This is a genomic window from Lujinxingia litoralis (genome assembly GCF_003260125.1).
GTDB lineage: Bacteria > Myxococcota_A > Bradymonadia > Bradymonadales > Bradymonadaceae > Lujinxingia > Lujinxingia litoralis.
Genome location: NZ_QHKO01000016.1, coordinates 20728 through 42085, shown reverse-complemented (window position 1 = coordinate 42085; position 21358 = coordinate 20728). Strand labels below are relative to the sequence as shown.

General features: G+C 66.3%; 19 protein-coding genes. 10 read left to right on the top strand and 9 right to left on the bottom strand.

Translation table 11 applies throughout. The annotated features are described in order from the left end of the window. Positions 1 to 391 precede the first annotated feature (391 nt). The 3 genes from DL240_RS19060 to murA all read left to right on the top strand — a co-directional run bounded on the left by DL240_RS19060 (position 392) and on the right by murA (position 3978). Positions 392 to 1081, top strand: coding sequence for a hypothetical protein (locus tag DL240_RS19060; RefSeq protein WP_111731490.1), 690 nt, complete (start codon positions 392 to 394; stop codon positions 1079 to 1081). Positions 1082 to 1159: 78 nt separating this feature from the next. Next, positions 1160 to 2497, top strand: a complete 1338-nt coding sequence (locus DL240_RS19055) for an HD domain-containing protein (protein ID WP_111731489.1) — start codon at positions 1160 to 1162, stop codon at positions 2495 to 2497. A gap of 194 nt (positions 2498 to 2691) precedes the next feature. Continuing rightward, entirely contained in the window at positions 2692 to 3978 is a 1287-nt protein-coding gene (murA, locus tag DL240_RS19050; RefSeq protein ID WP_111731488.1) for a UDP-N-acetylglucosamine 1-carboxyvinyltransferase, read from the top strand. Positions 3979 to 4378: 400 nt separating this feature from the next. On the opposite strand, the gene lipB is transcribed toward murA, so the two are convergent. The 3 genes from lipB to DL240_RS19035 all read right to left on the bottom strand — a co-directional run bounded on the left by lipB (position 4379) and on the right by DL240_RS19035 (position 7444). Beyond that, complete coding sequence (gene lipB, locus DL240_RS19045) at positions 4379 to 5089, bottom strand: lipoyl(octanoyl) transferase LipB (protein WP_111731487.1); 711 nt, start codon at positions 5087 to 5089, stop codon at positions 4379 to 4381. Then, positions 5086 to 6585 (bottom strand): HTH domain-containing protein, encoded by a 1500-nt coding sequence (locus tag DL240_RS19040; RefSeq protein ID WP_111731486.1) that lies wholly within the window; start codon positions 6583 to 6585, stop codon positions 5086 to 5088. The genes lipB and DL240_RS19040 overlap by 4 nt, the downstream gene beginning before the upstream one ends. Positions 6586 to 7156: 571 nt before the next feature. Next, positions 7157 to 7444: a type B 50S ribosomal protein L31 gene (locus DL240_RS19035; protein WP_111731485.1), complete on the bottom strand. Its 288-nt coding sequence runs from the start codon at positions 7442 to 7444 to the stop codon at positions 7157 to 7159. A 296-nt stretch (positions 7445 to 7740) separates the two neighbouring features. Here DL240_RS19035 and DL240_RS19030 point away from each other — a divergent pair, with 296 nt between their 5' ends. Both DL240_RS19030 and DL240_RS19025 read left to right on the top strand, forming a co-directional pair. Continuing rightward, positions 7741 to 8733: an HAD family hydrolase gene (locus DL240_RS19030; RefSeq protein WP_158542792.1), complete on the top strand. Its 993-nt coding sequence runs from the start codon at positions 7741 to 7743 to the stop codon at positions 8731 to 8733. Next, positions 8730 to 9740, top strand: a complete 1011-nt coding sequence (locus tag DL240_RS19025; protein WP_111731483.1) for an L-threonylcarbamoyladenylate synthase — start codon at positions 8730 to 8732, stop codon at positions 9738 to 9740. The genes DL240_RS19030 and DL240_RS19025 overlap by 4 nt, the downstream gene beginning before the upstream one ends. A gap of 22 nt (positions 9741 to 9762) precedes the next feature. On the opposite strand, the gene DL240_RS19020 is transcribed toward DL240_RS19025, so the two are convergent. The 5 genes from DL240_RS19020 to DL240_RS19000 all read right to left on the bottom strand — a co-directional run bounded on the left by DL240_RS19020 (position 9763) and on the right by DL240_RS19000 (position 12769). After that, on the bottom strand, positions 9763 to 10053 hold the full coding sequence (locus tag DL240_RS19020) for a hypothetical protein (RefSeq protein ID WP_111731482.1): 291 nt from the start codon (positions 10051 to 10053) through the stop codon (positions 9763 to 9765). Positions 10054 to 10204: 151 nt separating this feature from the next. Then, entirely contained in the window at positions 10205 to 11311 is a 1107-nt protein-coding gene (locus DL240_RS19015; RefSeq protein ID WP_111731481.1) for a S1C family serine protease, read from the bottom strand. Next, entirely contained in the window at positions 11308 to 11688 is a 381-nt protein-coding gene (locus DL240_RS19010) for a DUF1844 domain-containing protein (protein WP_111731480.1), read from the bottom strand. The genes DL240_RS19015 and DL240_RS19010 overlap by 4 nt, the downstream gene beginning before the upstream one ends. Positions 11689 to 11774: 86 nt before the next feature. Beyond that, a complete protein-coding gene (locus DL240_RS19005; RefSeq protein WP_111731479.1) occupies positions 11775 to 11954 on the bottom strand; it encodes a hypothetical protein in 180 nt (59 codons plus the stop codon). 179 nt (positions 11955 to 12133) lie between these two features. Then, on the bottom strand, positions 12134 to 12769 hold the full coding sequence (locus DL240_RS19000) for a tetratricopeptide repeat protein (protein WP_111731478.1): 636 nt from the start codon (positions 12767 to 12769) through the stop codon (positions 12134 to 12136). Between the two features lie 51 nt (positions 12770 to 12820). Between DL240_RS19000 and DL240_RS18995 the strand changes: the two genes are divergently transcribed. The 5 genes from DL240_RS18995 (at position 12821) to DL240_RS18975 (ending at position 19683) form a co-directional block, all read left to right on the top strand. Next, positions 12821 to 14110: an MBL fold metallo-hydrolase gene (locus DL240_RS18995; protein ID WP_111731477.1), complete on the top strand. Its 1290-nt coding sequence runs from the start codon at positions 12821 to 12823 to the stop codon at positions 14108 to 14110. Positions 14111 to 14332: 222 nt separating this feature from the next. Beyond that, entirely contained in the window at positions 14333 to 17308 is a 2976-nt protein-coding gene (gene pruA, locus DL240_RS18990; RefSeq protein WP_111731476.1) for an L-glutamate gamma-semialdehyde dehydrogenase, read from the top strand. A 140-nt stretch (positions 17309 to 17448) separates the two neighbouring features. After that, complete coding sequence (locus DL240_RS18985) at positions 17449 to 18078, top strand: hypothetical protein (protein ID WP_146618430.1); 630 nt, start codon at positions 17449 to 17451, stop codon at positions 18076 to 18078. Between the two features lie 90 nt (positions 18079 to 18168). Then, a complete protein-coding gene (locus DL240_RS18980; protein WP_111731474.1) occupies positions 18169 to 18750 on the top strand; it encodes a hypothetical protein in 582 nt (193 codons plus the stop codon). A gap of 48 nt (positions 18751 to 18798) precedes the next feature. Beyond that, the gene (locus DL240_RS18975) at positions 18799 to 19683 is read left to right on the top strand and encodes an undecaprenyl-diphosphate phosphatase (RefSeq protein WP_111731473.1); all 885 of its coding nucleotides are present in this window, start codon (positions 18799 to 18801) and stop codon (positions 19681 to 19683) included. A 98-nt stretch (positions 19684 to 19781) separates the two neighbouring features. On the opposite strand, the gene DL240_RS18970 is transcribed toward DL240_RS18975, so the two are convergent. Beyond that, positions 19782 to 21356 (bottom strand): hypothetical protein, encoded by a 1575-nt coding sequence (locus tag DL240_RS18970; RefSeq protein ID WP_111731472.1) that lies wholly within the window; start codon positions 21354 to 21356, stop codon positions 19782 to 19784. Positions 21357 to 21358 lie beyond the last annotated feature (2 nt).

Genomic DNA, 21358 nt, shown 5'->3' with positions numbered 1-21358 from the left:
CGGGAGGAGGTGGGGACCTCAATGTTTGCGCCCGGGGGCGGCCCGGGAGGAGGTGGGGACCTCAATGTTTGCGCCCGGGGGCGGCCCGGGAGGAGGTTTGACCCCCTTTCGGGGTACATGGGGGCGGCCGGTAGGGGGTTGCACCGGGTGGGGGCGCGTTCGAGACCGGCGCATTTAGGGAAGGAGCATGAAGGCAGCGCGTTCGCGAAGGGGCCGGTAGGGGGTTGCACCGGGTGGGGGCGCGTTCGAGAACGGACGGGGAGGGGGGGAGGTCGCGTTCGGGGGGCCCGGGGATGTGGTGGGGTGGGACGTTTTTCTTGCGATCTCCCCGCGTTGCCCGACCATGGTCACCGGTTCTGTGAACGAAAAAACCCGGGCAGGTTGAGGCAGGATGAAGACGAGCGTGAAGGCGATGATGGTGGCCCTGATTCTGGGGCTGAGCCCGGGGATGAGTGGGTGCGTGGTGGGCGGCTACCATCAGCGGATCAACAGCAGCTTTGAGGAGGCTGGCCAGGCGCGCCAGGCCGAGGGCTTTGTCAACGCGATGGAGCTGGGGGTGGTGGCGGATTTTCGTTACCTGAGGCTGGGGATGCCCTTTGAGGGGCAGCAGCGCGAGTTTGTGGTCGAAGACGACCAGGGCCGCCAGCTGACCACGGAGGATGTGGTCGAGCTGCGCTCGCTGCGCCTGGATGTGCCCCTGTGGAGTTTTCGCAACTTTGAGACCAGGGCGATGGGGTATCCGGGGGTGATGCCCAGGCGCAAGAGCCTGGAGCTGTGGGCCAGTGGCAGCCTGGGGCTCACGCCCACCGACCAGCGCACGGTGGGGCTGGGGCTGGTGTACTACCGCTATGGCTCGGTGGCGGTGCGCCTGCACGGCGACTATGTGCAGGCCCCCTACAGCGGGCGCGTGCGGGAGCTCAACGGGAGCACCCCCTGGGCCGGGCATGCGCCGGGGTGGATGGCGGGGCTGGAGGTGACGGTGGCGGCCGGGGAGTACGCGCTGGAGCTCATCAAGTTTGTACTCGACGTCGATCGCACCAGCCGGGAGCGCTCCGAGCAGTGGGCCGGCGGCACGCGCTGAATGTTGGTCGTCGAGGTGCTGTTGGTGCTATGACGCCAGCGGCGCCACGTGTGTGGCACGACCCGATTCGGAGCGCAGATGCGACCAAAACTCTTTCGCGACCCCATTCACGACATCATCTCGCTGGACCTGGCCGACGAGGCCGAGAGCCTGCTCTTTGATCTGATGCGCACCTCCACGGTGCAGCGTCTGCGGCGAGTGAAGCAGCTGGGGCTGGCCTCGCTGGTGTATCAGGGGGCCGAGCACAGTCGTTTCGCGCACTCCATGGGGGTGGCGCATATCGCTCGGCGTATGGTCGATGCGCTGCCCATCGAGGTGGACACCCGCACCCGTCAGGAGGTCTTTGCCGCGGCGCTCTTGCACGACGTGGGGCACGGGCCCTTTAGCCACGCCATTGAAAAGGTGACCGGGGTCAACCATGAGCGCTTCACCCGGGAGGCGATCCTGGATGAAGAGGGGGAGATTTTTCAGGTGCTCCGCCGCGTCGACGCCGAGCTGCCCTTTGATGTGGCGCGCTACTTCGGGGCGCGGGAGCGCTTTGACCCGGCCCGCCAGGTGTTTCGCGACGTGGTCAGCTCGCAGCTCGATGCCGACCGCCAGGACTACATTCTGCGCGACGGTCACGCCACCGGGGTGAAGATCGGCGTGTACGACTTTGAGCGTATCCTGGCCACGCTCAAGGTCTACGAGAGCCGCGGGGCGCAGGGCGAAGCGGTGCGCCGCCTGGCGGTGAGCTACCGGGCGCGCGAGGCGGTGGAAGACTACCTGATCGCGCGTTTTCATATGTTCAAGCAGGTCTACCTGCACAAGACGGTGCGCGCGGCTGAGAAGATGCTGGAGGCGGTGCTGCACCGGGCCGGCAAACGCTACAAAGAAGGGATGCGCTGGGGAGGCCTGGATGATGAGCACCCGCTTTTGCGCATGCTCAGCGGTCAGGAGCTCACGACCCGGGAGTACCTGGAGGTCGACGACACCGATGTGTGGATGATGCTCAAGGTCTGGCAGCGTGGCGAGGACGAGGTGCTGGCCCGTCTGAGCGAGGGGCTCTTGAATCGGGAGCTCTACAAGACGGTGGACCTGCCGCCGGGCGACCCGGTGTTGGTGGCGCGCATTCTGGACCGCGCCGCCGAGGTGGCCCGGGAGCAGGGGCTGGAGGTCGATTACGCGGTGCTGGTGGACCGGGCCCGGGATACCCCTTATCGCCCCTACGATCCGAGTCACCCCCGGTTGAGCGCGCATATCCCGGTGGTGGAGCGCGACGGGCGAGTGGTGCCGATTGAGCAGGGCAGCGACTTTGTGCACCTGCTGGGGCGCGATACCTACCGGATGGTGCGCCTGTGCGTGCCGGCCGAGGTGCGTCGGGGGCTGCTGGAGCGGGAGGCCGGGGCGCGGGTGCTGGTCGATGAGGTGGAGTAAGGGGGCCGGGGTTTCGGGAAAAAGTTTCGGGAGTTCAAGGGGTTGGTCGGAGCGCGGGGGAGCGGTGGTGCCCCCCGGGGTGCGTTCGGAGCTCGGGGGCGGTTGTGGCCATGGCGAGGGTCGTGGTACACCTGCGCGCGCCTTTTAAGAGGCTGGAGCAGCGGTGTTGACGTTACGTAAAGGTCGAGAAATCCATGGAAAAGTTCGTCATTGAAGGTGGTCTTAAGCTCTCGGGTTCGGTGCGTCCGGGGGGAAGCAAAAACGAGGCATTGCCCTGCCTGGCGGCCACGCTTCTAACCGACGAGCCGGTGATTCTGCGCAACGTGCCGCGGATTCGCGACGTGGAGGTGATGCTCGAGGTGATGGCCGATCTGGGCGGGGAGCACGAGTGGATCGAAGAGAACGTGGTGCGGGTGGTCAACAAGAATGTCGATCGCACCACGCTCAACCAGGAGATGTGCCGCAAGGTGCGCGCCTCGATCCTCTTTGCCGGCAGCATGCTCGGGCGCAGCCAGCGCTGCGAGCTCCCGCCTCCCGGTGGTGACGTGATCGGGCGCCGCCGCCTGGACACGCACTTTCTGGCGCTGCGCGCGCTGGGCGCGACCATCACCTTTGAGGAAGGGCGCTTCATTTTTGAGGCCGAGAAGCTGCACGGCGCCGAGATCTTTATGGACGAGGCCTCGGTGACGGCGACCGAGAACGCGATCACGGCCGCGGCCCTGGCTCAGGGCACCACGGTGATTCGCAACGCCGCCTGCGAGCCCCACGTGCAGGGTCTCTGCCGCATGCTCGTGGCCATGGGCGCGCGCATCCAGGGGATCGGCACCAACATCCTCACCATCGAGGGCACCAAGGGGATGTGGGGCTGTGAGCACACCATCGGCCCGGACTACCTGGAGGTGGGATCGCTGGCCGGGCTGGCGGCGGTAACCGGCAGCGAGCTGACCATTGAAGGCGTGGTCCCCGACGATCTGCGCATGATCCGCCTGGTGTTTGAGAAGCTCGGCGTCAAGACCGAGCTCCGCGGCGAAGACCTCTTCGTGCCCGGCGACCAGGACCTGGTGATTCGCGACGATATGAACAACGCGATGGCCAAGGTGGACGACGCGCCCTGGCCGGCGTTCCCGACCGACCTGATGTCGATCGCGATCACGGTGGCCACCCAGAGCAAGGGCACCGTGCTCTTTTTCGAGAAGATGTTTGAAGGGCGGATGTTCTTCGTGGACTCGCTCATCGCGATGGGCGCCAAGATCGTCTTCTGCGACCCGCATCGCGTGGTGGTGGTCGGCGGCGGGGAGCTGATCGGCTCGACGCTGGAGTCGCCAGACGTGCGCGCGGGCATGGCGCTGCTGATCGCGGCGATGTGCGCTCGGGGCACGAGCACCATCTACAACGTGCGCCAGATCGACCGCGGCTATGAGCGCATCGACGAGAAGCTCAATGCTCTGGGAGCTAATATCAAACGGCTTACGGTGGAGTGAGGCAGCTCGTCAGGACGAAGCCAGCGGTGTCGTCAGGGATTCGCGGTAGCGTTGCTACAGCTTCATCCCTGGCTCTCTTGCTGGACTTCGCCCGGAGTGGGGCAGCTCGTCAGAACGAAGCCAGCGTCGTCGTCAGGGATTCGCGGTAGCGTTGCTACAGCTTCATCCCTGCCTCCCTTGCTGGACTTCGCCCGGAGTGGGGCAGCTCGTCAGAACGAAGCCAGCGTCGTCGTCAGGGATTCGCGGTAGCGTTGCTACAGCTTCATCCCTGCCTCCTTGCTGGACTTCGTCCTGACGAGCTGCTTGAGGATTGGGTGTAAAACAGCAGAAAGTGAAAAACGCCGCCCTTGTTGGGGCGGCGTTTTTTATTGCTCGGTGTGTTGTTCGATACCTCGTTGGGTCAGAGAGGCATCGAGGGGGCGGCTTCTTCGGGGGGCGGGGGGGCCAGATCGAGGGGTTCGAACTGGCAGTCGAGGAAGGCCGCGAAGTGGTTGAGAAAGCGCTCGGTGAAGGCTTCGACGTTGCAGCCATCGGGGGTGTCGAGGTGATCGAGGAGGCGAGTGACCGGGGCGTTGGGCATGCCGCAGGGCACAAAGAGGGAGAAGGGGATCAGGTCGTTGATGAGGTTGACGGCGGCCCCGTGGGTGGTGACGCCGCCGGAGACGCGCATGCCCACGCTGGCGATCTTGCGTGGGGGCGTGGTCCGGGTCCAGAGGCCGGGGTGGTCGGTGTCGTAGTCGGCGTCGAGGCCGAAATCGGCCAGTGCCCGGGAGAGGGAGTTGGCCAGGCCGCGGATAAGATCCACGACGCCCAGGCCCAGCGCATCGAGGCGGACCACCGGGTAGACCACCAGCTGGCCGGGGCCGTGGTAGGTGGCTTCGCCCCCGCGATCGATTTTGAAGAATTGGGTGCCCCGGTCTCGGAGCTGGTCCAGGCCGAAGATATCTTCGGCCCGGCCGCGCTTGCCCAGCGTGACCACCGGGGGATGCTCCAGGCAGAGCAGGTAGCCGGTGGGGTGGTGGGCGCGGCCCTCTTGCAGGCGCTGGCGCAGCTGAAGCTGCCAGGCCAGCGCCTGCCCGTAGGGGACGAGACCGGGGCGAAGGAGGATCATGCCGAGGCCAGGGCCTCGATGAACGAGGTGTCGACCATGGTGATCGGCGTCTGGTAGGTGCGCACGCCGATGCCGTGCTTGATCAGGAGTTCCACGAAGGTGTCGCGGTCGATCAGCGTGATCGCGGCGAGTTTCTCTTCGCGGCTCTCTTTAACGGCCTCGGCGTTGATGTTGCCCAGGTGGATGATGACGCCTTCGCTGGCGGAGTAGTGGTGCAGGGTGCCGCGCAGGTCGGTGACCGCGTTGGAGGAGAGCTCCTGGGAGCTATCGCCGACGACCTGGATGCACACGCGCACATCGGCCAGCCCCTGACGCCAGTCCGAGGTGAAGAAGACATCGCCTTCGGAGGAGCGCTTGGAGACCTTGATGTTGCGGTAGCCCAGGCGCTCCATCAGGGTGAGGGCGAGGTGCTCGACGGCCTCGGCTTTGACATCGGTGAGCGCCTGACCCAGGTGGCTGACGGCGTCCTGGCGGATCTCTTCGGCCAGCGAGAGGATCTGCTCTTCGCGCTCGACCGAGCTCTGGGAGAGGCCCCATTCGGTGAGTCCCCAGCGCTCGCGATCGTACTGAATGAAGTAGGGGCGGTTGCCCTTCTGCTCGCGGATCTGGTTGTCGCCGGCGATGGCGGCCTGCACGGTGGCGGCCGGATCGTGGGTGTGGAAGCGGACGAGTTTGCGCTCGAAGATGGCTTCGGCCAGGTCTTTGACCTTCATCGGGCGTTTGTTGTTATCGCTGAGCACGGTCATCGCGGCTTCGGCGATGGTGTCCATGCGCACCGGGCCCTCTTTGAGGTGGCGGTTGGTCGAGCGGGCGGTGCGGGCCGGACGGCGGGTGTCGCGGCGCTCAGTGCGGCGCCCCTCGTGACGTTCACCGCGACCGTTACGCTCACCGCGGCCGTTACGGTCGCCACGGGTCTTCTCGCGCTTGCTGGCGGAGGACTTGCGGCGGCTCGACGAAGACTTGCGACGGCTGGCGGAGGACCTGCGACGGCTGGCGGAGGACTTGCGAGGGCTCGGGGCGCTTTCCTCTTCGCGGCTTTCTTCTTCGCGGGTCTCCGGACGTGCTTCGGCGCGGCTGCCTCGCGAGCTGTTGCGGGAGCCACGACGACGCCGGCGGCGGCTCGAGGAGCGGCGGCTGTCGCCTTCTTCGCTCTCGGCTTCGCCACGGGCTTCGGGCGCCGGAGCCTTGCCGTTGGTCGGGGCCGGTGCGGGGGCGCTGGCTTTTTTGGCGCCCAGGGGCAGGCGCTCGCGGCCATCGCTCTCAAGTTTCTTGACATAGTCTTCACGCAGGGTGAAGACGCCGGGGCGTACGCTGACGACCGGCGAGGAGCCTTCTTTCTTGAGCTCCTGATTCAGGCGCTCTCCCATGGTCGCTTCGGGGGTGCGGCCCACGTGGGAGAGGAGGTTTTCACTGATGGCAGCTTCGGTGATTTTTTTGAAATGGAGCGGGCGTCCTGCGCGAAAAAGAACCTCAATGGCAGCTTCTGCAAAGGTCATGGGTGGTGCTCCTGTGTCGTGGAGACAGCCGCCCGGCGTCTGGGGATGCGTCGGGGCCAGCGCATGGCAGAGCACGACCAGGCCACCGCCTCAAGGGCAGTGGCCGGGCTCGGCTAAGCGTGGCGAATCCGGTGAACCGAGCGAGGGTCGCCCCGATGGGGGGCGATGATCCCGATCGTTTCACGTTCAACTTCGCCAGAGGCCCGAAGGCTTGTTGTGCGACGCGTGGGTCAGAGGCCAAGCGGAGGAGTCTCGAGTCATGGGTGGAGAATCTTACAAGGCACGCGGCGGCGGGGGGTGAGGGGCCCGTAATAAGAGGGACCCCCAGCCAGGCCAGGGCGCGTGGCACCTGGATATCTCCAAAAAGGATGTTTAGCGGCCGATCTATTCCGGCTGCTCCGGCTTCGGGTGCATCTGCACCCGGAGCTCGCTGACGAAAGACGTTGAGCGTTTCGAAAGATGAACGCGCTGACGAGGGTTGACCAGAGGCGCATTAAGCGATCAGGCCCCCGGCAGGTGTTCGATCGATCAAAAAACCCCGGAGAAGCAACGCTCACCCGGGGCTTGATGCTCAGGCCTCGTCGGAGGACTCGTCGTCGCCGGAGGCGACTTTGGCCTCGTCGCGCGTCATGTTGTAGCGCTTGAGGAAGCGGTCGACGCGACCTTCGGTGTCCATCAGCTTCTGCTTCCCGGTGTAGAAGGGGTGGGAGTAAGCGCTGATTTCAACCTGAACTACGTAGTGCTCCACACCATCGATCTCGCGGGTTTCTTTGGAGGTCATGGTGGACTTGGTGATGATCTCGTGCTCACCGTCAACGAAGATCACCGGGTTGTACTGGGGATGGATATCGGACTTCATGGCAGTTCCTCCAGGCTCAAGCCACCTCGCGAGGCACTCTTCCGTTGAGCGCGTCGAGTTAAAAAAGGGTGGCTGGTCGTAAATTAAAACTCGGTTTCAGGCTCGCGATCGGGCGCCGAACACGGCGCGCGGGCGAGCGATAAAGTCGTGGTTGTGGAGCGCGGGCCTTTGGGCAAACGATGGCCTGGGCGCGCGCAAACCGGACGGAGCTTGTAGCGAATTCTCTCGGGCATTACAAGGCGTTTAGTGCGCGGCGGGAGGCCGGCACGAAACTTTTCTATCGAAGGAGAGCAGGGATGCAAGGACAAGCGCAGCCGGGCGGGGTGCCCGCCGGTTTTGAAGCCTCGATCGCCCGGCGCCTGAGTCAGGTGCTGGCGGGGGCGGCCGGGCAGGTGGCGGTGTTCGATTTTGATAACACCTGCATCGTGGGGGATATCGGGGAGCTCTACTCGCATTATCTGATCGACCGGGTGGCCTACCGCTACGATCTGGAGGCGTTCTGGGAGCTGGTGCACCCGGAGGAGGGGCGTGACGAGCTGCGGATGTTGAGTCAGGCGCTGCGGGCGATGGGCGAGCAGGCGCGTGAGGCCGACCCGCGTTATGCGCGCTATCTGGCCGAGATGGGGGCGCTTTACGGGCGGCGGCTGGAGCGGCTGGGCAAGCGGGCCTGCTACGAGTGGGCGGTACGTTTGCATGTGGGGTTGAGCCCGGCGGAGATGGAGGCCTACACGGTGGAGGCGATCGCTGGCGAGCTGCGCCGAGAGTTGCGCGATGAGTGTCGCTTTAGCGGGCGCGGCGAAGAGGTGCGGATCGCGCGCGGCGTGCGCGTGGTCTCCCAGGTGCGCGGGTTGATGGAGGCACTGCGTCGGGCCGGCGCCGAGGTCTGGGTGGTCTCGGCCACCAATGTGTGGACGGTGCGGGTGTTTGCGCAGCTGCTGGGCGTGGCGCCGGAGCAGGTGATCGGCAATCGGGTGGAGCTCGACGGGGAGCGCCTCAGCTCGCGCACGGCTCGGCCGGTGCTCTTTCGGGAGGGGAAGGTCGAGGCGATCAAGGAGGTGATCGGACGGCGGCCCTGGCTGGCGGTGGGCGATGCCGGTACCGACTTTGAGATGCTCTGTGATGCCGAGCACGCGCTGGTGATGGATAAGGGCGATGCGCTCTTAAGGCGCGAGGGGCCGGGGCGTGGGTTTATGATGCAGGAGCGAGACGCACTTGATATGGAGGCGCCCGAGGTGGCGTTGAAGGCGTTGGACGTATTGAGAGGCGTAGAGCCTGTGGTGGCGAGATGAGCACACAGAAGGGCAGTGAAACTCCGCAGGTGGTGGTGGTCGATCGGGGGCAGCCGGAGCGCGAGCGTCTGAGGGCTCCGGCCGCGGCGTTGCGCCGCGGCGAACTGGTGGCCTTTCCGACCGAGACGGTCTACGGGCTGGGCGCCAACGCGCTGGATGCCGAGGCGATCGCCAAGATCTACGAGGCGAAGGGGCGGCCGGCCAACAACCCGCTGATCGTGCACGTGCCCGATCTCGCGTCGGCAAAAGCGTTGGCCGCGCGGTGGCCCGAGGAGGCGACTCGCCTGGCCGAGGCGTTTTGGCCGGGGCCGCTCACGCTGGTGGTGCCGCGTAAGGAGGAGGTTGTGGCCACGGTCAGCGCCGGGCTCGATACCGTGGGTCTGCGGGTACCGGCGCATCCGGTAGCGCGGGCCTTGCTCGAAGAGGCCGGCGTGCCGGTGGCCGCCCCCAGTGCCAATCTCTACACCCAGACCTCGCCAACGCGGGCAGCGCATGTGCTGAAGAGCCTGGGAGGGCGTGTGGGGTGGGTGATCGACGGCGGCGCCACCGAGGTTGGTGTGGAGTCGACGGTGGTGAGCCTGGCTGGCGAGGTGCCGGTGCTGCTGCGTCCGGGGATGGTGAGCCTGGAGGCGTTGCGGGAGGTGGTGGGGGAGGTGCATACCCTGGCGGAGGCCCCGGCCGAAGACGCGCCCCGGCAGTCGCCGGGGCTGGCGCGGCGGCACTATGCGCCCGGGGTGCCCTTGAGGGTGCGAGAGAAGGAGGCGATCGAAGCCGACCTGCGCCAGGGGCGTGGCCAGGGTGTGGGGTGTGTGGTGCGCGAGGCGTTGCGTTGCGAGGGGGCGGTGGCGGTGGTCTTGCCCCGCGACGCGGCGGGCTTTGCCGCCGGTCTTTACGACGCGCTGCATCGCCTTGAGCGCCTGGGCGTGGATGCGATCTGGGTGGAGGCCCCGCCGGGTGAGGCGGCCTGGGAGGCGATTCGAGATCGCCTCGATCGCGCGGCGCATTGAGCGCCGGAGGCGCGGGGCGCTCTCAGCCGGTCAGGGCCATGCTCAGATAGCCCAGGGCGGCGACCATGGCGGCGATGATCGCGTTTCCGGCGATCACTCCCAGGCGTTCGGCGCTGGTAAAGGCGCTGAGATCGTCGGGCTCGGCGGCAAAGCTCAGCGCGCTGGTCAGGGCGGCGGTGGACCAGGCGATGAAGAGGTATACGCCAAAGGGGGCGCCCTTGCCGATGATGAGCATCGCGGCGAAAAAAAGCAGCGGTGTGGCCACGAAGCTGGCTGCCAGATAGTGAGGAAAACGACCTGTCGATGCGCTCATCTCATGCCTCCCCAGGCTCGCTGCGTGGCCTCCGAGGCAGAGGAGGCAATCGCGGCGGTCATCCCATTCATTCAGGCCCGAGCTAAACGTGGGAACGCGCCGCGGCATCGCAAGGGTATGATGTTGGGGAGGTCGCTGCCCTGGCCGCCGGCTATTCGGGCTGGGCACCCAGGGTCAGGGGCAGAGAGAGCGGCTGGCTGCCGCGCTGAAGGGTCAGCTCGACGGTGCGCCCGACGCCCAGGTTGGACGTGACCCAGGAGAGCTGGCGGCTGTCGGAGACGTCTTGCTCGGCGATCGTGGTAATGATGTCGCCGGGCTGCAGCCCGGCGGTGTGGCCGGGGCCCCCGGGAATCACCCGGGTGATGAGGGCGCCGCCCTCGGGAAGGTCGAGCTCTCGTCGTAGCGCGGCGGGGACCTCGTCGACGTAGATGCCCAGCCAGGAGCGGGAGACTTTGCCCTCTTCGATAAGCGCCGGCAGGATGGTCTTGACCATGTTGATGGGGATGGCAAACCCCAGCCCCTGGCCCTGCGCGACGACGGCGGTGCAGATGCCCACGACCTGGCCCTGCACATTGAGCAGCGGCCCGCCGGAGTTGCCCGGGTTGATGGAGGCGTCGGTCTGGATGAAATCCTGGTAGCGCAGCTGCCCGCCGGGGGGGAGCACCTGGCGGCCGGTGGCGCTGGCGATGCCGGCGGTCACCGTGCTGGAGAGCCCCAGGGGGTTGCCGATGGCCACCACCCACTGTCCGACCTGGAGGGCGTCGGAGTCGGCCAGGCTGACGGTGGGCAGCTCCTCGGTGTGGCGTAGGCGCAGGACGGCGACGTCGGTCTGCGGGTCGCTGCCGACGACCTCGGCCTCAAAGACCCGCTCGTCGAGCAGGCGCACTGAGATCTGGGTGGCGTCGCGGATGACGTGTTCGTTGGTCAGAACCAGCCCGGCGGCATCGAAGATAAAGCCCGAGCCCAGGCTCTGCTGTTCGCGCTCGGGGGGGACGATGCCCGGCGGCGATACTGGCGAGCGCGGGGTGGGCACCCGGGTGCGGGTGTAGATGTTGACCACCGCCGGACGGGCCTCCCCGACCAGCTGCGAGAAGTCGGGAGGAGCGGCCAGCGCGGGGGCGTTTTGCGGGGGAGCGGCTTCGCCGGCGGCCGGCGAGGAGGGCGTATCGGGCGAAGGCTGACAGGAGGCCAGGAGCAGGGCGGCGGCAACGAGGAGCCGGCCGCCGACCCGGCGCGATGGTGCCCCGGCCTGCTTCACCCTTTGACCTCCACGTAGACCATCTTCAGGTCGTAGACCAGGGTGCGCAAAAGCTGCGCCTCGTCGTCTTCGAGGTTGCCGCGGGTCTTTTGTTGAAGCATTTGCAGGATGTGGATCACCTGCCGGGCCGCATCGAGGTCGAGCTCCAGCTTGCCGGTCTCCGGGTTGGGGTACTTGCCCAGATTGACCATGCAGCTGGTGCCCAGGCTGAGAATGAAGCCGCCAAAATCGATCTCCAGCGCTTCATCGTCCGAGGCCGATGCGATGTGCACGCCGGTGTTGCCGCCCAGCGGGGTGACTCTGGGGCCGGATTGGGCGGCCTTCTTTGCGGCATCGCCTTCGGATTTGCCACCGTTGAGATCGTCGTGATCGGCCATCGCTACCTCCGGGGTACTGCGGGATTGCCACCGGTAGAAAAGAAAAGGGACGCCGCCTTTGGGCGGCGTCCACCGAGCGCGCTGTATTACTCCGCGTCTTTTTCGAGCACATTCTCTTCGAAGACGGCTTCGACCGTGGCGGCTTTTTCGCTGGCGTCGGGCAGCTGATCGAGATGCGCCTGGTAGTCTTCGTCGGTGATTTTGCCCTCGCGCAGGAAACGGTCGAGGGTGCGGATGTCGTAGATGCGATCTTTGGAACGGGCCATGGTGAGACTCCTGAGAAACCCGGGCAGGGCAGCCATCAAGGGTAAACCCCGGCCGACGCGGAGGTCCGCGCCACGCGGGGTTGGTGAACAAGGGTTAAAAAAGGTCAAGATGCGTGCGCGCAAGGCGCCACAGGGCACTATAGGCCCGGCGGTCCAATTGGCAAGAAGCGAAGCGCTCCTCAGTGGCGGGCCAGTGCGCGGTCGATGCGTTCGCGCATCGGTCCCGAGGCCCGGGGCAGCTCACTCTCCAGGAAGGAGCGTGCCTGTTCGACCCGGGCGCCCTTTTGCAGATCGATGAGAGCCATCTGGGTGCGGGCGGCCCGCTGGTAGGGGGAGTTGCTGCGCAACGAGAGGTAGATCTGCATGGCGTCGTCAAACTTGCCCAGCTCGAACTTCACGTTGGCCAGGTTGAAGTAGAGCTGCTGCGGGCCGGGAGAGCCCATCGCGTCGAGGGCCTGCTCCAGGGCGTGTTCGGCCTCGCGGTACTTGCCCATCGCGCTGTAGATCAGGCCGAGCTTGCTCAGCATGTCGGCCTGAGGGCCGAAGCGTCGCAGAAACCACTCTTTGCGATAGGCCTGCAAGAGTTCGCGGTGCTTGCCGCGCTGAAAGGACTGGGTAAAGGTGCGGTCGAAAGCCTCCCAGCGCCGGCGCAGGTACCAGGGCTTGACGATGTACACCAGCGGGATCCACAGCGAGAAGAGCCCCAGCACCCACAGCGGCGCTTTGAGGCCGTAGTGGAGTACCATCAGAATGAAGATGGAGAGCGGGATTGCGCCGCGCTTCAGATCGATGTTCAAGCGACCACCAGAGGTCATGCGAGCTCCTGCAGAAGATCAGCCGGGCAAGGTCCCGGAGCGTAGACGCCGATGAACGAACACTCAAGCCCAACACATTCGATCCCTGGCTTCATTTCATTGAGCGGGGCCAGCGCCCGGGAGCCCAACGCGCACCTGGTGGGGACGGGGGCAGCGGCGGGGCTGCTCCTGGACTGTGGGAAGGTCTCGGGGCCGGCCGACTGGCTTGAGGCGTTTGGTCGGGAGGGGTCCGGGGTGGGAGAGGCGCCGCAGGCTGTGTGGGTGAGCCATGTGCATGCCGATCATGTGGGGGCGCTTGCGGAGCTGGTGCAGCGCTGGCCGCAGGTGCCGGTGTGGATGAGCGCGCCCACGAAGGCGCTCTTGCCCTTTGCGCTGGTCTCGCAGGGCGTGGTGCGGGCCCGGGCCGAGGCCATCGCTCGCCGCGCCCGGGTGGCGCCCTGGCGGGTGCCGGTGGCGGTGGCCCCGGGGGTGACGCTCACCGCGTTGGAGGCCGGTCATATGGCCGGGGCGGCTATGGCGATGGTCGAGGTCGAGGGCGCCGAGGGCCCCTGGCGGATGCTCTACACCGCGGATTTTTGCACCCACGCCCAGGCGCTGCTTCAAGGGGCGAGTCTGCCCCGGGTGGCGCCCGGCGCGCTGGATCTGGTGGTGATGGAGGCCACGCTGGCCACGCAGAAGGCGCTGGACGCGGTGGAGTACGACCAGGAGGTCGAGCGCCTCGGCGGCGTGCTCTCGGAGCGCCGGGGGGCGCTGCTGGTGGGGGCGGCCGCGCTGGGAGAGGCCGCCGAGCTGGCGGCGATTCTGGTGCGCGCGCTGGCGTCGCCTGGCGAGCTGCTGGTCGATGCCTACGCCCGGGAGGTCGTGGAGGTGTATGGCCGTCAGCTGGCTTCAGAAGAGGCGCGCGCAGCCCTGCAGTCGGTGCGCTACGGGGAGCGCCGGCAGCTGACGCAGCATCTGGAGGCCGGCGGGGTGGTGCTGGCGGTGGGGGACCAGTTTCAGCGGGGCACCACCGCCGGCGCCCTGCTGCCACGCGTCGCCAAAGACCCGCGCGGCACCGTGGTGGTGGTCAACCGCGCCCACCGCTCCAGTCCGGCCGGCAAACTCCTGCGCCGGGCCGGCACCCCGGAGCAGGCCGGCGCCCGGGTGGTGCATGTGCACCTTCCCACCCACGCGTTGCGCTGGCAGCTCCTGGCGGTGGCTGAGTTGCTCCAGCCCCGCGCGATTGCCCTGGTGCATGCGGCCGATGGGAGTCGCCACGCGCTGCGCCGGGCTCTGCAGAAGGCGGGGCTGGAGGCCCCGATTCACGTGGCGCCTTCGGGGCAGTGGCTGACCGAGTTGTGATGCGCCGCGTCATCTGAAGGGGGGGCCAGGGGGTGATGCGCTGCGTCATATTTTGCTGTGCAAAAGGTGTTGCCAAACAAGGGGTTGCGGACAATCTTAGCAGCGCCGCGGACTCCCGCTTCCCTCCCGCTGGAGAGCTCGTCGGCGCCCGCTTTCGCGGCCGGTTCCGGCCCGCTCAGATCGGCCCTCACAACCTGTGTTCCCCTCTGCCTGGAGTTGGTAATGGCTCGAGCTAACGAGAAGGACGTCGTGCGCCTGGGGCGCGAGATCTTTGATCGCATGCAGGGGCAGTCCCCCTCGGTCTTCCGCAAGGATTACTGGAGCGGAAAGATGATGGACTGGTCGATGAAGGATGAGGCCTTCAAAGTGGAGATGTTCCGCTTTGTCGACGTCTTCCCCACGCTCAGCGATCATGTGCAGGTGGCCGAGCACCTTCAGGAGTATTTCTGCCGCCCCGAGCAGAACTTCCCCTCGAGCTTTCAGTGGGGGCTCTCCAAGGTCAAACCCGAGAGTCGCATTGCCAGGATGGCCGCCGGGCAGATCGAGAAGCAGATTGTGGGCATGGCCGAGCGCTTCATCGCCGGGACCAACGCCGAGGAGGCGCTGCCCACCCTGGAGCAGATGTGGGCGCAGGGGCTCTGCTTTACGTTGGACCTGCTGGGGGAGGCCACGGTCAGCGAGGCCGAGGCCGGAGAGTATTTTGAGCGTTACGTGGAGATCCTGGAGACGCTCAGCGCGAAGTCGTCGGCCTGGCCGGCCAATCCCACTCTGGAGCAGGCGAAGTTCGGGCGCGTGCCCCGGGTCAACGTCTCGGTGAAGATCTCGTCGCTCTTCAGCCAGCTCGACCCCATCGATCCCCTGGGGAGCGTGGAGGGCGTTAAGGAGCGGCTGCGTCCGCTCTTTGCCCTGGCGCGCGATAAAGGCGCGTTCATCAACCTGGATGTTGAGCAGTACCGCTATAAAGACCTGACCTTTGCCGTCTTTAAGAGCCTGCTGGAGGAGCCGGAGTTCAAAGGGTTTGAGCACGCCGGAATCGTGGCCCAGGCCTACCTCCGCGACTGCGAAGAGGACTTAAAGGCGCTGGCCAAGTGGGCCAAGAAGCGGGGCGCGCCGGTGACCGTACGCCTGGTCAAGGGGGCCTACTGGGACTACGAGACCATCCTGGCCGAGCAGGAGGGCTGGCCCTGTCCGGTGTTCAAGAAGAAGTGGGAGACCGACCAGTCCTACGAGCGTTGCACGCAGGTCCTGTTGGACAACCACCGGGTGCTCCGCGCGGCGATCGCCTCGCATAACGTGCGCAGCATCGCCTTTGCCATGGCCTACGCCAACGCCTGCCGCCTCGATAAGAGCCAGATCGAGTTTCAGATGCTCTACGGCATGGCCGAGCCGATGAAGGCCGCGGTGCAGGGGATGGGGTATCGCCTGCGCGACTATGTGCCCATCGGGGAGATGATCCCGGGGATGGCCTACCTGGTGCGGCGCCTGCTGGAGAACACCTCCAACGAGAGCTGGCTGCGCATGAGCTTTGTGGAGGGGGAGTCGATCGAGCGCCTGCTGGCCGCGCCCGGCCCGCTTGACGGGGCGCCGGCGCCGGGGGCGGAGCCCGAGATCACGAGCCTCAATGCCACCGGCTTCCGCAATGAGCCGCTGCGCGACTTCGCGCGTCAGAGCGACCGGGAGCGCATGGCGCAGGCGGTGGCCTCGGTGCGCAAGATGTTCGGGCGGCGTTACGGGGCGCAGGTGGCGTATCGGGAGCTCCCCGCCACCGAGACCTTGCCGAGCCTCAACCCGGCCGCCCCCGACGAGGTGGTCGGGGAGGTGGGGATGGCCAGCCTCCGCGATACCGAAGAGGCGCTGCAGGCGGCAAGTCAGGCACAGCAGAGCTGGGCGACCACCCCGGTCGAGGAGCGCGCTCGTCTGGTGCTGGCCGTAGCCGAGGCCATGCGCCGGCGTCGCGACGAGCTCGCCGCCTGGATGGTCTGGGAGGTCGGTAAGACCTGGCGAGAGGCCGACGGCGATGTCTGCGAGGCCATCGACTTCTGCGAGTATTACGCCCGGGAGGCCATGGAGCTGGAGCGCCCCGAGCGCCTGGGGAGGCTGCCCGGCGAGCTTAACGAGTTGATGTATGTGCCCCGGGGAGTGAGCGCGGTGATTGCGCCCTGGAACTTCCCCCTGGCCATTCTCACCGGCATGACGATGGCGGCCGCCGTCACCGGCAACGCCGTGATCATGAAGCCCGCCGAGCAGAGCTCGGTGATCGCCGCGCAGCTGATGAACCTCTGCAACGAGGTGGGCTTTCCCCCCGGAGTCATCGGCTTTTTGCCCGGCCGTGGCGAGGTCGTTGGCGAGGCGCTGGTCACCGACGCCCGGGTGCACACGGTGGCCTTCACCGGCAGCATGGAGGTGGGGCTGCAGATCGTGGAGAAAGCCGCGAAGATGGCCCCGGGGCAGGCCCATGTGAAGCATGTGGTCTGTGAGATGGGTGGCAAAAACGCCATCATCGTCGATGCCGACGCCGATCTCGATGAGGCGGTCACCGGCGTGGTCCACTCGGCCTTCGGGTTTCAGGGCCAGAAGTGCTCGGCCTGCAGCCGGGTTATCGTGCATCAGAGCTGCTATGAGGCCTTTAAGGAGCGCCTGGTCGAGGCGGTTAAGAGCGTGCTCCTGGGGCCGCCCGCTGAGCCCGGCACCAAAATTGGCCCGGTGGTCGACGCGCAGGCCAAGGCCAGCATCGAGCGCTACATCGCCCTGGGGCGCGATGAGGGGCGAGTGCTCGTGCAGCGCGAGGTTCCCGAGAGCCAGGGCTACTACGTGGGGCCCACCGTCATCGAGGGCATCACCCCGGAGCATCGCCTGGCCCAGGAGGAGATCTTCGGACCGGTGCTCGCGTTGATGAAGGCCGAGAGCTTTGATCAGGCGCTCGCCATGGCCAACAGCACCCGTTTTGCCCTCACCGGTGGGGTCTACAGCCGTAGCCCCAGCAATATCGCCCGGGCGCGCCGGGAGTTTGCGGTGGGCAACCTCTACATCAACCGCGGCATCACCGGGGCGCTGGTCTACCGCAACCCCTTTGGCGGCTTTAAGCTCTCGGGGGCCGGCACCAAGGCCGGCGGGCCCGATTACCTGCTGCACTTTATGAATCCGCGCGTGGTGGTGGAGAACACCATGCGGCGCGGATTCGCCCCCGAGATCGACTGATCCCGGGGAGCCATAAGCGCGAGTTTAAGGGGCGGTCGCCGGCGGGCGGCCGCCCCTATTTTTTTGCGCGTTTGCCGGGCGGTGGTACACCGGCGGGCGGAGCTGCATGTTCACCCCACTACCGCCACGGAGGGTCCACGTTGGGTGCCTTATCTGGAACGCTTTCTTACAAAATGTTTTACGTGCAGGGCGAGGTTGCGGAAGGCTGGCAGGATCTCTACCTGCAGCAGATCCGCAAAAATGCCTTTAAACCCCTGAAACCCGAAGACGAAGAAGAGGTCTCCGAGGGCTGGGTGCCCGTGGAGCGCCCCCTGCAGATCAGCTTCGATCTGCATACCCTGCTCTTTGACCACTTCATCAACCTGGGCTTTCGTCAGGATAAGTACGCCATCCCCAGCGCGCTGCTCAAAGCGCATGTGGAAGAGGCTGAACGCGAGTACATGATCCAGAACGACAAGCAACGCCTGAGCAAGTTTGAGCGCGAAGACATCAAGATCATGGTCAAGCGCAAGCTCAAAGAGAAGCAGCTCCCGCGCATGAAGGTCATCGACATGAGCTGGGATTTGCAGAAGGGGCGAGTACGTTTCTGGAGCCAGTCTTCCAACGTGTGTGAGCTCTTTCAGGGCTATTTTGAAGACACCTTCGGGCTCAAACTCCTGCCCGCCAACCCCTACATCAACGCCGTGCAGCTGGAGCCCGGTCCCGAGAAGATCGAGGAGTTGGCGGTGGTGGAGCCGACCAACTTCATTGAGGGGCTTCCCGCACGCTGAGCGCGGGAGGGAGCCGGCGCGAGCTTGCTTCTGAGTCATTCTGATGCAATTTCAACGCTCTCCGGGAGCGTTGTTGAGGAGTAGAAGACCATGGATCTGGTCGATCTGATTGAAACGCGGCGCTTTCTGGGCAGCGAATTTATGATGTGGTTGTGGTTCAAGTCTGAGAGCTACGACGGGTTGATGGAGGTCGCGGAGCACGGCGACATCGAGGTGCTCTTTGACGACGCCCTGGTGCTGGAGGCTTACCTGGCCGAGACCGAGCGCAACACCTTTAAGGGCGGCGCGCCGGCGTACTCGCCAGAAGCCAAGGTGGCCCTGCAGCAGGGCAAGCGGGTGAGCCGGGCTAAGATTCGCGTGATCAAAGACGGACGCGAGTGGCTCTTGACCCTCAAGGCTGAAGGCATGGACTTTTCGTCGGTGAAGATTCCGGCGGTGCTCAGCCGGGAAGAAGACGAGAAGTTTTACGAGCGGATGTACCTGGTCGAGGAGCTCGAAGACATCATCGCCGCGCTCTACCGCACCTTTATCTTCACGCGTCTCTCGCCGGGCTGGCATGACGCGATGGTGCCGGCGATGAAAGAGTGGATCATGGCCGAAGAAGGCGTGCCCTCCGAACTCTACCCGGCCCAGGCCGAGCAGAGCGGGCCCGCCGTGGCCAAAAGCGCCTGAACCGCCGGCAGGGCCCTGAGCCTCGTCGGTCTGCACGAAGGGAGCGAGATGGGCTTCATCGAAGCGATTTTACTGGCGATGTTGCAGGGGGCGACCGAGTTCTTGCCCATCAGCTCCTCGGGGCATCTGATCCTGGGGGAGCGTTTTCTGGGCATTGAGGAGCCGCAGCTGCTCTTCTCGGTCACCCTGCATCTGGGCACGCTGCTGGCGGTGATGCTCTACTACCGCCGCGAGATCATGACCTCGGTCACCGATGTGGTGGCCGCGGCCGCCGACGGCCTGCAAGAGCGCTCCATCGGGGCCTTTCGCCTCCACGCCGGCGCGCGCCTGGCCCTGCTCCTGGTGCTCGCCACGCTGCCCACGGCGGTGGTCGGGCTGGGCATCGACCGGGTGCTCGACCCGGGAGAGGGGGCCGAGGTGATCTCGCCGGCGATGATGCCGATGGTGATCTGCGTCTCGTTGATCCTCACCGGCTTCATCCTCTTCTCGATGCGCTTTTATAACGACGCGAAGCGCCCGGAGCGCGGCGGGAACTGGACCCTGTGGAACATCACTCCCGGAGTGGCGATCCTCATCGGTCTGGCCCAGGGGCTGGCCGCGCTGCCCGGGTTCTCGCGCAGCGGTCTGACGATTGCCGCAGCGCTGTGGCTGGGGGCGGAGCGTGAGGAGTCGGCGCACTTCTCCTTTTTGCTCTCGATTCCGGCGGTGCTGGGCGCGCTGATCCTCAAGTTTGACCCGGCCCTCTTCGCCGGGGTCGACGGCGGGCGCACCGCGCTGGTCTACGGTGTGAGCGCCCTGGTGGCCGGAGTCATCGGTTATGTGAGCATCATCTGGCTGGTGGGGCTGTTGAAGCGCGCGCAGTTCCATCACTTTGCCTGGTACTGCTGGATCGTGGGCGCCGGGGGCCTGCTGGCCCTGGGGATGATGAGCTGAGCGCCCGGCGCGCTGGCGCCCCACGCGCATAAAAAAAGGCCGCCCTTCACGGGGCGGCCTTTTTTTATGCCGGGCCTATCGGTGCCCGGCATCCGCGCTTAGAGCGGGCAGGTGCTGCCCTGGTCGGTGGTGATGTCCACCACCTGAAAGATGTCGACCGACCCACGGGTGACGACCAGGTCGCCGGTGAGGCCTTCCACATCGTCGTAGATGTTGGGCGACTCCATCGCGGTGTTGGTGGCGGGGAAGGCCGGGGAGTCTTCCAGGTTGGCGCAGGTGTCAAGCTCGTCGATGGACGAGGCCCGCAGCAGCGCCCCGCTCAGCTCGCTGTGGAGCTCGGTGTAGAGCGACTCGCCGACCAGAGCCACCGAGCCATCGCTGAGGAGCAGGGTGTCGTAGAGGGTCAGGTCCTGGTTCTCGCCAAGGCCCAGGCTCTGGGTGTCGAGGAGATCGCCGGTGACCGGATCGAGGCGCAGGATGTGGGCGGTACCGGTGTAGTTCCCCTCGTCGATCGAGCCGGCAATGCTGCTGGTGCTCAGCAGCACGTCGCCGTTGTTGGCAAGCTCCACCGAGAAGGCCTGTTCGCTGTCCTGGTGAGCGAAGACGCGCTGCCAGGTGATGGCGCCGGCTTCGGTGACGTTCATCGCCCAGGCGTCGGAGCGCTCGGTGTCGTCATTGGCGTGCCAGCCGGCGAAGGTCAGGTTGCCATCGTCGCTCTGGACGACATCGTGGACCTCGGTGTCGTTCTGAAGGTGGGCCAGTGCCCACTGCGGGACGCCGGCGTCGTCGAAGTGGACGGCCGCGATCTTCTCGAGGGCAGGGGAAGAGGGGAATACGATGGTCTGGTTGCCCACCACCGTCAGCGCCTCGTCGCCGAGGAGCGCGACGGGGACATCGGCGTTCTCCAGCACCCAGGTGCCTCGCACGAACTCGCCATCGCCATCGATCACCATGTAGCCCAGGTGGTTTTCGTCTTCCTGGGCGAAGGTGCCGGCGACGCCGAATGCGAAGTTGCCGTCGCTCAGCTCGGTGAGGCCGTCGGCGACCACGTCATTGAGCTCGTCCATCTCGGTGCTGGTCACGTCGTAGGTGGCCTGCCAGCTGATGGTACCTTCGGCGTCGAAGCGCACCAGCCAGGGAGCGAAGTTCCCGCTGCGCTGGGTGGTGCCCACAGCGAGGAAGTCGCCCTCGGAGGTGGTGATCAGGCTGGCGAGGCGGTCGAAGTCCGCCGTGCCCAGGGCCTTTTGCCAGACGGGGGTGCCGTCAGCGCCGATGCGCGCCAGGGTGGTGTCCTTGTCTCCGGCACCGACGGAGTTGGAGACGCCCATGACGATGAGGTCGCCGTCGGGCCCCTCCAGCGCTTCGGTGAAGGTGAGGACGCCGGTGGTGGCGTAGGTGTGAAGCTCGGCCCGGGTGTCGGGGACTTCGCCGCCGTCGGTGTCGTTGCCGCCGTCGGTGTCGTTGCCGCCGTCGGTGTCGTTGCCGCCGTCGGTGTCGTTGCCGCCGTCGGTGTCGTTGCCGCCGTCGATGTCGCCGCCGCCGTCGATGTCGCCGCCGTCAACCTCGTCTCCGGCGTCGGGGGTTGAGCGGGAGGGATCCGGATCGTCGGAGCAGGCGGTGGCCAGGGAGGCGCCGAGTAGCGCCACAAGGAGCAGGGAGAACGTTCGTTTCATGG